12 protein-coding genes and 1 pseudogene are annotated in these 14,086 nt (G+C 66.8%); 10 read left to right on the top strand and 3 right to left on the bottom strand.

The window, feature by feature from the left end; genetic code table 11:
- Positions 1-31 precede the first annotated feature (31 nt).
- The 7 genes and pseudogenes from ACFY1U_RS30595 to ACFY1U_RS30625 all read left to right on the top strand — a co-directional run.
- Positions 32-142: pseudogene (locus ACFY1U_RS30595) on the top strand (DNA mismatch repair protein MutT); the annotation flags it as partial.
- 82 nt (positions 143-224) lie between these two features.
- On the top strand, positions 225-659 hold the full coding sequence (locus ACFY1U_RS30600) for an NUDIX hydrolase (RefSeq protein WP_390697409.1): 435 nt from the start codon (positions 225-227) through the stop codon (positions 657-659).
- A gap of 157 nt (positions 660-816) precedes the next feature.
- Positions 817-1,038 carry a hypothetical protein gene (locus ACFY1U_RS30605; RefSeq protein ID WP_390697342.1) on the top strand — a complete coding sequence of 74 codons (222 nt, stop codon included), beginning with the start codon at positions 817-819 and terminating at the stop codon, positions 1,036-1,038.
- Between the two features lie 284 nt (positions 1,039-1,322).
- The gene (locus ACFY1U_RS30610) at positions 1,323-2,552 is read left to right on the top strand and encodes a helix-turn-helix domain-containing protein (protein ID WP_390697343.1); all 1,230 of its coding nucleotides are present in this window, start codon (positions 1,323-1,325) and stop codon (positions 2,550-2,552) included.
- Between the two features lie 56 nt (positions 2,553-2,608).
- Positions 2,609-3,049: a hypothetical protein gene (locus ACFY1U_RS30615; protein WP_390697344.1), complete on the top strand. Its 441-nt coding sequence runs from the start codon at positions 2,609-2,611 to the stop codon at positions 3,047-3,049.
- 670 nt (positions 3,050-3,719) lie between these two features.
- Entirely contained in the window at positions 3,720-4,181 is a 462-nt protein-coding gene (locus ACFY1U_RS30620; RefSeq protein WP_390697345.1) for a glycine-rich domain-containing protein, read from the top strand.
- A gap of 91 nt (positions 4,182-4,272) precedes the next feature.
- Positions 4,273-5,076 carry an aminoglycoside phosphotransferase gene (locus tag ACFY1U_RS30625; RefSeq protein ID WP_390697346.1) on the top strand — a complete coding sequence of 268 codons (804 nt, stop codon included), beginning with the start codon at positions 4,273-4,275 and terminating at the stop codon, positions 5,074-5,076.
- Positions 5,077-5,141: 65 nt separating this feature from the next.
- Here the strand turns inward: ACFY1U_RS30625 and ACFY1U_RS30630 are convergent, their stop codons facing one another.
- Entirely contained in the window at positions 5,142-5,807 is a 666-nt protein-coding gene (locus ACFY1U_RS30630) for a nitroreductase (RefSeq protein WP_390697347.1), read from the bottom strand.
- Between the two features lie 237 nt (positions 5,808-6,044).
- Between ACFY1U_RS30630 and ACFY1U_RS30635 the strand changes: the two genes are divergently transcribed.
- The 3 genes from ACFY1U_RS30635 to ACFY1U_RS30645 all read left to right on the top strand — a co-directional run bounded on the left by ACFY1U_RS30635 (position 6,045) and on the right by ACFY1U_RS30645 (position 8,179).
- A complete protein-coding gene (locus ACFY1U_RS30635) occupies positions 6,045-6,509 on the top strand; it encodes an SH3 domain-containing protein (protein WP_390697348.1) in 465 nt (154 codons plus the stop codon).
- 292 nt (positions 6,510-6,801) lie between these two features.
- A complete protein-coding gene (locus ACFY1U_RS30640) occupies positions 6,802-7,098 on the top strand; it encodes a hypothetical protein (protein ID WP_390697349.1) in 297 nt (98 codons plus the stop codon).
- 724 nt (positions 7,099-7,822) lie between these two features.
- Positions 7,823-8,179 (top strand): hypothetical protein, encoded by a 357-nt coding sequence (locus tag ACFY1U_RS30645; RefSeq protein ID WP_390697350.1) that lies wholly within the window; start codon positions 7,823-7,825, stop codon positions 8,177-8,179.
- A gap of 1,224 nt (positions 8,180-9,403) precedes the next feature.
- On the opposite strand, the gene ACFY1U_RS30650 is transcribed toward ACFY1U_RS30645, so the two are convergent.
- Both ACFY1U_RS30650 and ACFY1U_RS30655 read right to left on the bottom strand, forming a co-directional pair.
- Complete coding sequence (locus tag ACFY1U_RS30650; RefSeq protein ID WP_390697351.1) at positions 9,404-10,213, bottom strand: leucine-rich repeat domain-containing protein; 810 nt, start codon at positions 10,211-10,213, stop codon at positions 9,404-9,406.
- Between the two features lie 187 nt (positions 10,214-10,400).
- On the bottom strand, positions 10,401-14,084 hold the full coding sequence (locus ACFY1U_RS30655; protein WP_390697352.1) for a tetratricopeptide repeat protein: 3,684 nt from the start codon (positions 14,082-14,084) through the stop codon (positions 10,401-10,403).
- Positions 14,085-14,086 lie beyond the last annotated feature (2 nt).

Here is a 14,086-nt window from a genome sequence, read left to right on the forward strand (position 1 = left end):
CAACCCCTGTCGAAGGAGCGGTGACCCACCCGTGACCCACACCAACGACACCATCGTCCACGCATCCGGCTGCGTCCTGTGGCGACGCTCCCCGGTCGACGGCGAGCTGGAGATCTGCCTCGTCCACCGGCCGAAGTACGACGACCCGTATGATCGTCAACCACGGTGAACAAATCCGCAGGTCAGAGGGCATCTGGAAGCAACACGGCAACGTAGGGGAAGCCATGGGACGTGCTTCTATGGTCCATGCGGCGGGCTGCGTGCTTTGGCGTCGCTCGCCCGCGCATCGGCTGGAACTGGCTCTGGTGTACAGGCCCAAGTGGGCTGACTGGTCCTGGCCCAAAGGCAAGCTCAAGAGGGGCGAGACTCACGAAGAGGCAGCCCATCGTGAGGTGCTGGAAGAGACCGGCCAGACCTGCCGGCTGGGGGCGGCGCTCCCGTCGGCTCGGTACGTCGATCATCAGGGCCGGCTCAAGGAAGTCCGCTACTGGGTGGCTGAGGCAACCGGCGGATCCTTCACGCCCAACGACGAAATCAGTGACCTCGTCTGGCTCACGCCGGACGAGGCCCGTGAACGAGTGACACACCCGAGGGACCGAGACATGATCTCCTCGGCCCTGCTCGCGATCGCCACGAACGAGGACGCGAGGGGGCTGTGATGAGTGAGCAGGAGGAGCCACGTTGGGACGGGCCGTCGACAGTCAGCGTTGCCGACTGGGTGGCGGCACAGCTGGCAAAGGCTCCCGAGCCTGGCGAGGATCAGCGCGGGGCGCTGACCACTCTGTTCAACTCTGCGACTCGGGGGGAGGCAGCAGCATGAGCCAGAAGACTCCCAAGGTGCTGTCTGTCCGCCGGGACGACAGGTTGAGGCGAGCCTTGAGCGTTATCGGTCAGACGGGTATGTCGGACAGTGACGCAACCAAGTGGGCGCTGACCATCGCGGCCAACATCCTCGAACTGGCGTGGAAGAACGGCCACGAAGCGCCTGGAGTCATACCGGATATGCGGGTGTCGTACAGGGCGAAGGATCCCGTATGACGGCCGTATGACGCAGGTCAGTTGATATGGAGACGGCCCCCCTCTCGGAACCCAAGGTGAGAGGGGGCCGTCTTGTTTCAGTCAGGCAGCGGCCTTCTGCCGAGCTAGCCGGCGCCCTCGCCCGTTCTTCCAATGGGCGGGCTTTGGGGTTGCTGAGGTAGGGACGGCTGCGGCGGCGCGCATGTCGTTCTTGACGGCTTCTGCCGTTCCACGATCGTCCACGACATCCACCGCGAGTCATGGGTACCGTGCTTGGGAGAGCCCGAACGGATGGAGTCCCGCGCATGCTGGAAGAAGCCGAGGAGATCGGCCGCCGTATTCGCCGCGCGCGCCTGCGCCTTGGCATGCCACAGGCGGACCTCGCCGTCGCCCTGGGGAAGTCTCAGGGGTGGGTATCGAAGATGGAACGGGGACAAATCGAGATAGACCGCGTTGGCCTGCTCAATGCCATTGCGGCCGAGCTGCACGTACACCCCAACGACCTGATCGGACGCCCGTACACGAGTAGCCCTGCCGAGAACCAGTGGCAGGTCTCCGCCGGGTCCATCCTGCGCGAACTGCGCCGCTACGACCTCACACCCGCATTTGATGGCACCCCTCGGTCGTCCAGTGAGCTGTGGCGCGACATGACCAGGCTGCACCGTCTACGGGACGCTGCGGCGAACGTCGCGATCCTGAGCGTGCTGCCCGACCTGCTGCGGGAGGCCCGCGCCCTCGCCGAAGTCGCCACGGGCCACGAGCGCGAAGAGGCGTACGCCGTTTACGCCGTCGCCTGCAAGTTCGCCCACACTGCCGCGCATGCACTTGGGCACGCCGAACTGATCACCCTGGCCGCCGAGCGCGCTGCATGGTCCGCCCGGCTGTCCGGCGACCCTGTCATGCCCGCGCTTGCCGACTGGATGCGTGTTTGGGACATGTGGGCAACCGCGGATTGGGACGATTCCTTGTCCCTCTCCGATAAGGCTCTCGGCACCATTCAGGACGACTACGACCGCGGCGACCCGCTTGCGGTCCGCATGTGGGGGTCACTCCAGCTACGCGCCGCCGTGTCGGCCGCCCGAGCGGGTCGGCCGTCGGAATCCGAGGACCGAATCGCTCACGCTCGCGCCGCCGCCGACCGTATGAACGACCATCAAGGGCCGCCCGTCTACGATCGGCATTCCGTGACGTTCTCACCCGGCAACGTCCAGATTCACGCGATCAGCGTCGCGCTGGAGAGCGGTGAACAAGCACGGGCTCTCTCCATCAACCGGCGCACCAGCCCCGAACTGGTCACCGCGCTGCCCAACTCCCGCCAGGGGCACCATCACATGGACATCGCGCGCGCGTGGCTGTGGGACGGCAACCGCGACAAGGCACTAGCCGAACTGGAGACGGCGGAACGTATCGCCCCGCAGCTGGTTCGCAATCATCCGATCGCCCGCTCGACGCTGCGCAGCATCGTCTACAACGAGCGCGCGGCCACCCGCGAGAAGCTGCGCCGCATGTCAAACCGCTTCCACCTCGACGGATGAGGGTCGTATTCCTCTGATTCATATTGGCCCCCTGACGCACTTTTAGCTTCGGAGGCATGAGTCGACGAGGAACCCCCCACCAGCCCTCACAAGGCAGCCAGTTGGGCACCGCCGCGCCCTTCTACCCCCGACTCGGCGACCTCGCTCGGGACACGTCGAGAGGCGGGGAAATCGGCGTCGTGGTCGCGTTACCGGGCGAGGGGAGGAACACCTACCACCTGTGCCCGCCCGGAGGCGGTGACAAGTGGTCGGCGCCCAACGACGGCAACACCTTGCGCCCCGTGCAACCGCAGGTCACGCACGTCACACCGCAGAAACGCGACGTGACGTATGACGCCCGCGCCAGGCAGGGCGGCTTGCCGATCACCGTCCACTACGACGACGGAGGCACCGCCGAGTCCCTGCTCGTGCTCGACCCCTCCCAATTGGAGCTGTACCACTACCAAGTTGGGCGCATCCTCGCCATGCGCGACAAAGCCCTCGGGGGCAAGCTGTGAGCGGACGCCACGCCGCAGGCCGCAAGCCCCGGCAGTTACGCGCCATCTCATACACCCCAACCGCGCCCCACCTAGTCGGCTACCGGTGCGAAGCTCTCGCAACACCTCTCGACGACAAACGTGCGGTCGTTCTCGCCGTCCACAACGCCCGCTCACCACGCCTTGCCGCACGATGGCTCCAAGGGCAGGCCGAGCGACTCGCGCGGCGCCTCGACCCGGACCCGTTCGCCCCATGGCTGCACGACGCCCCAGTCGTCCTCACGGGTGACACACACTCCGCCGACGTCCTGCGCACGTGGGTCCGAGACCCAGCGAAGTACGCGGACGCCATACAGAAGCTGGCCGCGCACGTCTCGTACCACCTCACCGTCACGGACAGCGATGCGCGGTACTCCCTGATTGCAGCCCCCGTACCTGTCCGGCGCCCCCCACAGTTCCCGCCCCCTGCCGGGTGTATCCCCTCCCCGGCGGGGGCCGGGTGCCAGCCCGCGGCTGCATTCGCCGCGCTGTAGATCACCGCGCTCCGCGGAAACAGGCTCCCGCCCGTTCGGACATCGCTTCTCTTTTCCGGCGGGCGGGGACTCCACCGCGGCCGAGGCCGCCAACAGGGGCTCGCCGCAGTGCGCACCACCACGCCCGAAGCATCACCCAATACAAGGAGGCACGGAACATGACCACCGCACAGAAGCGCACCGCCACCGACGCGCGGACGCTCATCAGCACGGAACTGCGTGAGACTCTGGTGGACAACATGCGCGCCAAGTTCCCGCAGCTGACTGAGGAGAAGGCCGCCCGCGGCGTCGGACAGATGCTCGCCTTCCTCGCGGCGTGTGCCTACAGCGAGAAGCCGCTCAGCCCCTCCCCGCTCGTGGACGACTTCTGGCACGCCTTCCTGCTCCACACCAAGGCGTATCGCGAGTTCTGTGAGGAGAACTTCGGCCGGTTCCTCGACCACCAACCCGGCTACCTCAACCCGGAGGAGCACGGGGGCGGCAAGGTGCTGCGCGCTCGGACCATCGACGCGATCACCCTCGCCGGGTACGAGATCGACATGGAGTTCTGGCCCGAGCTGGACCTCGCGGAGTGCTCGCAGTGCCACGCGAACTGCTCGGACAGCCCGAACCACCCCTGAGGGTTCCCCTCTACCGGCCCTCGGTCTGTGCCAGGCTGTGGCCAGGCCGGGGGTCGGCCCCGTTTTGCTCGACCGATCCAGGGGTGCGCGGGTGGACCGCATCGAATGGCACGATCTACCGGCAGAGACTCGAACCGCCGTTGAGCAACACACGGGCCCGGTCGAGAAGGCCGAGACCGCGCCGCACGGAGTCATGTCCCGGCTTGCCTGTACCGTCCACACCCGCGCGGGCCGATCGTTCGTCAAGGGCACACGGCAAGACGACCCACAAGCGTGGGTGTACCACCACGAATCACAGGTCACGCGGCGCGCACCGCTCGCGCCCCACGTGCTCTGGGAGGTCGACGCCGGCGGGTGGCTGCTGTGTGGGTACGAGTACGTCGATGGCCGACATCCGAACCTCGCCCCGGGGTCCGACGATCTCGACGCTCTTGTGCGCACCCTCACCGTCATGTCCGAGGTGCCATGGCCCGAGACCATCCGCAAGAAGCCTCTTCACACCCGATGGAGCGGCTTTCTACCCGCGGACGTGCCGTCCGGACTGCAAGGCCGCGGGCTTGCCCACACGGACATGTCTCCGCACAACATGTTGGTGACGCCTGCCGGCGAGTTGCTGCTAGTGGACTGGGCCCTTTCCTGCCCAGCCCCGGCATGGGCAGATACCGCGCTGACGATCCCCCGGCTCATCTCCGCTGGCCACACACCGCGACAGGCCGAGACGATCGCTCAGAAGGTTCCCGCGTACCGCGGGGCCAGTCCGGTCGCCGTCACCACTTTCGCGCGCACCGTCCATGCCGAGTGGGATGACTGGGAGCGGACGCGTCCATTGCCTCACCGGGCCGCCCTCACTGCCGCCGCGGGGGCGTGGGCAGCACACCGTGAGGAAGGGCGGTAGAGCGGCGTTCACGCCCTCTCTCCCTGATCGGCCGCGCCGCTCCTGTCGATCTCGGCCATCAGCGGTCACACTCCGATGAAGCTCACCGTTTCCGTCATGTCCGCTCGCCCGGTACGCAGCGGTGGCACGCCTTCCTTCTCGAATCCCACCGAGATGCCGCAGAACAGCACGAACTCGTCATTGGCTCCGGCTGTTCGGCTGACGGTCTTGCGGTACATGGTCCACATCACCTGAGGGCAGCTGTGCAACCCTTCCGCCCTCAGCAACAGCATGACCGTCTGCAAGTACATTCCCGCGTCACCCCACTGCCCGGGGCCCATCGTCCGGTCGAGGTAGCAGAACAGGACGACCGGCGCCCCGAACGCCTCCGAGTTCAAGGTGGCGATCTTCTGGGGCCGGTCGGGGTCGTCACGCTCGATCCCGAGGGCTTCGTACCGCTGGGCGGCGGCAGCGGAGAAGCGGTTTAGATACGGCGAGGTCAGTTCGTCCGGGTACATCGGATACTCCCGCTCATCACCCGGGTCCCCCGCCAGCGCCCTGGCCGTCGCACGCCTCTTCAGTTCGGCCAGTGGTTCACCGGTCACGACATATATATGCCACGGCTGGAGGTTCCCGCTGGACGGAGCCCGCGTTGCCGCGGTCAGCACTCGTTCGAGGACCTCCCTGGGCACCGGCTCATCGCTGAACGCCCGTACGGCCCGGCGGCTCTCCACGGCCTCATACACATCCAAGTCCCCGCGCCCTCTCATTCAACCGGCCTCCACCGTATTCAGTGGTCAGCACCGAGCATCCTTGGGGGCTGGACGACTTCCGACGATCAGTCAGTCGTGGGCTGGCGCTCGGTTCGCTGGCCAGGTGCCCGCCGTTCCCCTTCGTCGGGACGGCGGGCCTCTTGCGTGTTCACCGTGTCGGGATCGCTCGGACGACTCATACGGATAAGTGGTTGACCATATGGATCTCGATGGCTGATGCTGACAACTCATCCGGATGAGTGGTCGGGTTCGCCAGGTCTGAACCAGACCGCCCACCCTGTTTCGAGTGAAGGGAAGTTGATCATGGGGCGTAAGGTTCTGCGGTCGCTGGTTGTGTCGGGCGCGCTGGTGACCGGTGTCGGCTTGATGGGGGCCTCGACGGCGTCGGCGCTGGTTCCGGACCCGTCGGGGTATTCGCCGAGCCAGGGCCGGACGGGGATCAGCAGCACGGATCAGTCGATATTCAAGTCGGTGACGGTCGATGGGCTGCGGGTGCGCACCGGTCCGGGAGCGGGGCACACGATCCTCGGCCTGGTCTACGACGGTGAGCCGGTGCAGGTGATCGCCACCCGTTGCGACTGGACGGGTCAGCGGTGGGACGAGGTGATGTTGCAGACGAATTCGGCGGGCGGCCTGCCCGCTGGTTATGTCGGCTGGGTCACCGAGGAATACCTCTACTGACCATCTCATGAGCGGAGTGATGTAGGTGGGGCGGCTCCCTCTCGGCCTCGGCGGGGAGGGAGCCGCTTCTTGTCCTATGCCGTTGGCATGTGATCGCCGAGTGGGTGCGTTGTGCGGGGAGTGTGTTGATGTAAGCGGTTGCCCAGGCTGAAGGATCGCTACTGGCGCGTAAGTGGCTGGCTCAAAGTAGACTGCGTGCCCTGTTTTCGATTTGCACAAGCGTTCGACATCACGGGGGTGGCCGGTCGTTCCTGACCAATTCGGCTGTGGCTAGCGGGGAGAGAGTTGCGTGATGGTGGAGAGCACATCACCGGGCGACGGGGGATACGGCGGTCTGGATGATGCCGTGTTCGTGCCGGGAGTTGACCACGTGTCGCCCTGGCGAGAGGCGGACAAGGTCGCCCGGGAGCTGATCGCAGCGGCGGAGGATCTGGGCCTTGATGTGCGGGTGGTGCGTGCGGTGGCGCACACGGGGCCGCGTGGTGAGCCGGTGGTGTGGCTCTACCTCGACGGTGCGCGGTTGCTCGCGGCGAGGCTGCATGAGGCGGCGCGAGAGCGACGGGGCGAGAGGCACCGGCGGGCGTCCTGAGGGCGCATGGCAGACGAGACCGAGAAGGGGTTACGGGATGGCTCGGGATGACTGGAAGACGGCGGCGGGTTCGCGGGTTTGGATCGAGACGGACCGGCGGGGTGAGTTCATCCGGTGCGAGGGATGCCGACGACCGATCCTGATCACGGGTGCGGGGCCTGCGCGGTTCGCCGCTGAGCAGCACGCGCGGAGCTGCCGGAACTAGGTCGTTCCGAAGGGCCGCTCCGGTAACCGCCACCTCGGCGGGGACAGATGCTCGACTGCTCTACTCTTTCGTGTCGCAACTAACAGTCGCAGTTGGGGAGTTCGGGTGTCTTCAGCATCACCATCGCCTTCTCACAACAACAATCCGAGCCCGACGCCCAACCCGGGCTCCGGCTCACAGCCACCACCCCCACAGCCTCGACGGTCAGCCCTGCGCCGCGCCCGGGATTGGTTCGCGGGGCTGAGTGAAGGCGGCAAGGTCGCGCTCATCGGAGCTGTGATCACGACCCTTGGCGGGGGCGTCTTCGGCTTGATCACCGCTGTCGCCCCTACCCTCCTGACCAACGCCGAGAAGGACGATAAGCCATCGGTACAGGCCTCCGAGACGCCAGGCACGACCGAGTCACCAGCGACTGCTACTCCGCCAACAAAGCAGCCCACCGAGTCTGGTTCCTCGGAAGCCCCCGCACCAAGCGTAACTTCGAGCTCTGACCCGAAAGCGATCCAGTACACAGGGCCTGTGCGTATCGCGAACGCAGGGCCGGACCTCGACGTCGTCCCTCCGAAAATCGGCACCTCCCACCCTGACCCCGACATTGTCATCGCCCCATTTGACCCGTCACATATAGACGCTTACAGCGTGGTGAACGAGCCCCGTTTGGCACTCTGGACAGGCTCGACAATGCCCAACAGGCAGGGCTGCTCCGACCTGCTCTCCACCCAAGGGGGGACAAGAGTAGAGGTGAAGAAAGGAACGGTGGTCTGCGTCCGGACTGATGCCGGGCGCATCGCCGTGCTGACGATCACGCAGACGAGCAACGATTCCGACACCGGCGACCAGGCACAGGTGACGGTGTGGTCTGAGGTTTCCGACTAGCGGCAGGACTGTTTCGTCGTGCTTGTGCCGGCTGACTGCGTGTCGTCGGCTGCAGTTCCTCACGACGGCGGCACCGTGTGAGATCGCGTGCGTGGTGATCTCACGCGCGCACGGATCCGGGCCACGACGAGACCCGCATTCGCGCGTGAGGTTGCCACGCTGGGCGGGGTCCAGGGGTGCGCTATAGCGCCCCTGGTACCACCGGCCCCAGGTGAGGGTTTGTCACGATGCTGTGTGCCACGGTGGGTTGCGTTGGCCTCTGTGAGGTACCGATGTGAGAGATCACGGACTCGGAACCATCGGAGGGGCTCTAGCCGTTCAATCCCCCTTCCCGAGGAGGCCCGCGACTGAGTCGGAGACGTACCCGACGGGGCTCGTGAGCCCTCCAAGTGGGTCAGGGGCGGCCTGAGCGGGGGCGGCCAGCGTGATACTGCCGAGTGCGAGAAGGACGGTTGCTGCTCCCGCAGTGACGAACCGGCGTACGGGTCTCATGTGGCAGGCCTCCTGAATATGTGTGCTCGTTGGCACAGATGTGAATGGGCTGGGAGCATTCCCGGTCGCGGCCCTCCTGTACCGGTATTCCTGGGGTGATGGCGCTCGGAAGCTCCCGAGGAGCACACGAGACCCACCGACGTGCCTGAGACCAGCGAGCACCTGTCGGATCGGCCCGAGCAGTGTGGGCGCCTGTGGTTGCGGAGCGTGGGCCACGCTCCGCGCGGCTCGTCTCCCCGGTGGCTGACAGAGCAGACGACGAAGCCCCCCGCCATGATTCGGCGGGGGGCTTCTCTGCTTGGTCCGGGGGCGGGCTGGGTGTGTCGGGCGGCCGGCCGTCCGGACGGGACCGGCCGAAGGCCGCATGCCCGGCCGAGGCGGCCAGGGCCGCCCGGCGCGCGCGGAGCGCGCGCCCTTGAGCAAGTAAAGAGAAGTTGGACCGATCAGGATTGGCCGCGAGGGGCGCGCTAGGCGGCTGGCTCTGTCGGCGTCACGGGAAACGTGAGTTGGCAAGTGGCTACGGGGCCTTCAGCTATGCCGGGGATTGCTGGATGGCGGGCAAGCGATGCCGGCGGTCAGTGGGGAACAGGCCCGGCGAACTCTCGCCTACGGGGGGTGTCGACGGTCATGTATTTCCCCATCGCGAGCGTCAGCTTCCCCGCCCAGACGTTCGACCCGTCGTCACACCATCGTGGTCGTTTAGCGACTGACCGGAGGGCGAGGTTCGGCTGGTCAGTCCCAGTCGGATGCCGGCTGGTCGACTCGGCCGCCCTTGTGGGGTGTGGGGATGTAGTCACGAGCACCGCCGGGCAGGGTGCCGACACACGCCGCCGAGCAGGCGCTGACCAGCAGGGGCAGTACGTCAGTGGCCACGCGCAGTGAGATCCACACCTGATGGAGTGCGCTCTGCTCGATCGGACGGGCGCAGACACTGCAGCTGTGGATGGTGGTGAAGCCCCAGTGCCGAGGATCCAGGTTTCCCGGATCGAGGTCCGCGACGGAGTTGAGGGAAGGCTGTAGCTGTGGGAACGGCGGTCGCAACTTGTAGTTGCCGAACAATGCGCGCGTGCTCACCGTGCTGCGGGTCAGCTTCCGGCATCGGGTGATCTCGTAGGGGAACCAGTGCAGCCGGTAGGAGGTGTAGGGGGTGAACTCTTCCAGGTTGGTCATGGCTCCGATCTCGGGCGGGATCCGGACCAGATTGCTGCTGTAGAGCACGAGGTGCTTGACCGCCGTCAGCTGGGCGATGCTCGGTGGCAGGGTGATGATCTGCCGCCGCTCTTCAGGACTGAGCTCGGTCAGAGGGCGGAACTCTTCGCGCCCGTCGGCGGCGGCCTCGTCGATCAGCTCCAGCAGGCGGCGCCAGCCCGGAGCTGAGGTGTCCTGCCGCTCGGCGTGAAATCCGACTCGGGCGCGCGGATGCGGCCTGGACTGATCGAAGCACGAGCACGCGTCCTGGCGGGGCCCCCATCGCTCCGGGGCCGGGTCCGATGTGTCGCCCCAGCGGTTCAGATTGAGCCTCGGCACTGCCTCGTCCGTCATGGCGCCAAGATACGGAGGCCGCCCCAGGATTATCCGGGTGAGAACACAGCGACCCCACTGCCGCGCTCGAACGTTTGGCTGGGGAACCTGACGCTGCCGATGGGGAATTACGTGGAGTTCCACAGGGGGGTGGCTTTGTCCACGAGAACGGACAGCAGATGTTCACCAACCTGTCCGGACAGCACACCTAGCCAGTCTTCCTTGCGCTGGCCCTCTTCGCGGTCTCCAGGCCTACACGAGCCCAGTTGAGTGTGGGGTTGAGGTCGAGTGCGGCGGTGAAGTCGGTGATGGCCTTATCGAAGCGACCGCACTCGTGGTGAGCGAGACCGCGGGAGGCGAGGGCCCAGGCGTCCTGGGGGTTGAGGTCGAGTGCGGCGGTGAAGTCGGTGATGGCCTCGTCGAAGCGACCAGCCTCGCGGTGGGCCTGACCGCGGGAGGCGAGGGCCCATGTGTCCTGGGGGTTGAGGTCGAGTGCGGCGGTGAGGTCGGCGGTGGCCTGGTCGAAGCGACCGGCCTGGCGGTGGGCCTCACCGCGCTCAGCGAGAGCCCTTGCGTTCTGGGGGTTGAGGTCGAGTGCGGCGGTGAGGTCGGTGATGGCCTGGTCGAAGCGACCGGCCTGGCGGTGGGCCACACCGCGGGAGACGAGGGCCCTTGCGTTCTGGGGGTCGAGGTCGAGTGCGGCAGTGAGGTCGGTGATGGCCTCGTCGAAGCGACCGGCCTGGCGGTGAGCCTGACCACGGAAGGCGAGGGCCCCTGCGTTCTGGGGGTTGAGGTCGAGTATGGCGGTGAAGTCGGTGATGGCCTCGTCGAAGCGACCAGCCTCGCTGTGGGCCACAGCGCGGGAGACGAGGGCCTTTGCGTTCTGGGGGTTGAGGTTGAGTGCGCCGGTGAGGTCGGTGATGGCCTCGTCGTAGCGACCGGCCTGGCGGTGGGCCTCACCGCGTTGAGCCAAGGCGTGTGCGTTCTGGGGGTTGAGGTTGAGTGCGGCGGTGAGGTCGGCGGTGGCCTCGTCGAAGCGACCGGCCTGGCGGTGGGCCTCACCACGGGAGACGAGGGCCCCCGCGTCCCAGGGGTCGAGGTCGAGTAGGGCGGTGAAGTCGGTGACGGCCTCGTCGAAGTGACCGGCCTGGCGGTGGGCCTCACCGCGCTCAGCGAGAGCCCAGGCGTCCTGGGGGGTGAGGTTGAGTGCGGCGGTGAGGTCGGTGATGGCTTGGTCGTAGTGACCGGCCTCGCGGTGGGCCTGACCGCGGGAGACGAGGGCCCAGGCGTCCTGGGGGGTGAGGTTGAGTGCGGCGGTGAGGTCGGTGATGGCTTGGTCGTAGCGACCGGCCTGGCGGTGGGCCTCACCGCGTTGAGCCAAGGCGTGTGCGTTCTGGGGGTTGAGGTTGAGTGCGGCGGTGAGGTCGGTGATGGCCTCGTCGTAGCGACCGGCCTGGCGGTGGGCCATACCGCGTTGAGCCAAGGCGTGTGCGTTCTGGGGGTTGAGGTTGAGTGCGGCGGTGAGGTCGGTGATGGCTTGGTCGTAGCGACCGGCCTGGCGGTGGGCCTCACCGCGGGAGACGAGGGCCCCTGTGTTCCGGGGGGTGAGGTTGAGTGCGGCGGTGAGGTCGGTGATGGCTTGGTCGTAGCGACCGGCCTGGCGGTGGGCCTCACCGCGGGAGACGAGGGCCCCCGCGTCCCAGGGGTCGAGGTCGAGTAGGGCGGTGAAGTCGGTGACGGCCTCGTCGAAGTGACCGGCCTCGCGGTGGGCCTCACCGCGCTCAGCGAGAGCCCAGGCGTCCTGGGGGGTGAGGTTGAGTGCGGCGGTGAGGTCGGTGATGGCTTGGTCGTAGTGACCGGCCTCGCGGTGGGCCTGACCGCGGGAGACGAGGGCCCAGGCGTCCTGGGGGGTGAGGTTGAGTGCGGCGGTGAGGTCGGTGATGGCTTGGTCGTAGCGACCGCACTCGCGGTGGGCCTCACCGCGTTGAGCCAAGGCGTGTGCGTTCTGGGGGTTGAGGTTGAGTGCGGCGGTGAGGTCGGTGATGGCCTCGTCGAAGTGACCGGCCTGGCGGTGGGCCATACCGCGTTCAGCGAGGGCCCAGGCGTACTGGGGGGCGAGGTCGAGTGCGGCGGTGAAGTCGGAAATCGCTTCGTCGTAGCGACCCCACTCGCGGTGCGTCACACCACGCTCAGCGAGGACCCAACTGAGTGTCGGGTCTTGGTTGAGTGCCGCGGTGAAATCGGAAATCGCTTCGTCGTAGCGACCTGCCTGCCGGTGGGCCATACCGCGTTGACCGAGGACCCCGCTGAGTGTGGGGTCGAGGTCGAGTACCGCGGTGAAAACAGAAACCGTTTCGTCGAAGTTACCCGCCTGTCGGTAGGCCTCAGCGCGACGACCGAGGGCCCGGATGAGTGCGGGATCGAGGTCGAGTGCCGCGGTGAAGTCAGTGATGGCTTGGTCGTAGCGACCGGCCTGGCGGTGGGCCTCACCGCGTTCAGCGAGGGCCCAGGCATATTGAGGATCGAGGTCGAGTGCCGCGGTGAAATCGGTGATGGCTTCGTTGTAGCGACCGGCCTGCCGGTGGGCCTCACCGCGTTCAGCGAGGGCCCAGGCGTACTGGGGGTCGAGGTCGAGTGCGGCGGTGAAATCGGAAATCGCTTCGTCGTAGCGACCGCACTCGCGGTGCGTCACACCACGCTCAGCGAGGACCCAACTGAGTGTCGGGTCTTGGTTGAGTGCCGCAGTGAAATCGGAAATCGCTTCGTCGAAGCGATGCATCTGCCGGTGGGCCTGCCCACGGCGGCCAAGGGTGACTGCATCCTCCAGTCCGGTTACCGACCTCTCGGTCACCTCCGGCGTTGGGGATTCACGGCGGGGCGGCTGCGGTTGCTCAGGAGTGCTCTCGGGCGCCGGTGGTGGCGGCGCTTCCGACGACGACGATTGCGCCAGTGGCAGGAGAGAGCGTAGGCGGGCGGCGGCGCTGGACACGCGTTTGCTGTCGTCGTCGGTGAGGCGCTGGATCTCCTCGATGACACTGCTGCGTACGACGTCGTTGCCCTTGCGGTGCAGACGGGCGAGCTCGTCGAGAGCGGTGAGCCGGTCGTCCACGTTCGGGCTGGCAAGGTCGTTGGACAGGTAGGGAGGCAGGGCCCAGTTGACGTTACGGGCGATGACGATGCGGCCCTCAACGTCGCCTTGCAGCTTGGGCCGTTGCTGCGGCATTTCGTCGACGACCCGCTCGTAGACGTAGCCGTACAGCTCGTCGAGGGTGATGTCGCCGTCGCCGTCGAGGTCCGCACTGCCGTCACGTATACCGTCCACCAAGTAGCGGGTGAACACTGACTGCACGGCTGCACCGTGCACCTGGTTTCCTTCGAACGAGTACTGGGTCGCGTCGGAAGCGGTCAGCACGACGTGCCCGCGGCCACGGAACCGCTCCGCGGTGTGCACGGCGCTGTCGGACTTGGAGATCCTGCCGGCCGGGAACGCCCCGCTGTAGCAGCAGTCGAGGATCAGCACCTTCCGCCGAGAGTTGCACCCCTTCATGGCCTGGCTGATCCGCTCGGCACCCAGTGCGGTGAACAGCAGATCGTCGCGGTACGTGTCAGCCATCGCCAGGTACAGGAGGCCGTCGTCGTCCTTGAGACCATGGCCCGTGAAGTACAGGAGGGTGAGGTCGTCACGGCGCGCATTGCGGTAGAAGTCACCGATGGCCTTGCCGACGACATAGTGCGGTTGGTTGATCAGGGGAGTGACTTCGAACCCGGCGATGTCCGGATCCTTGAGCACCGCAGCGAGCGCCTCCGCGTCATGTGCAGGAGCGGTCAACTGCCGCAGAGCGCTGTCTTGATAGTGGAAGGTGGCGATAAGCAACGCCAGGCGGCGACCCATGG

The organism is Streptomyces sp. NPDC001351 (genome assembly GCF_042896045.1).
In the GTDB taxonomy this organism is placed as follows: Bacteria; Actinomycetota; Actinomycetes; order Streptomycetales; family Streptomycetaceae; genus Streptomyces.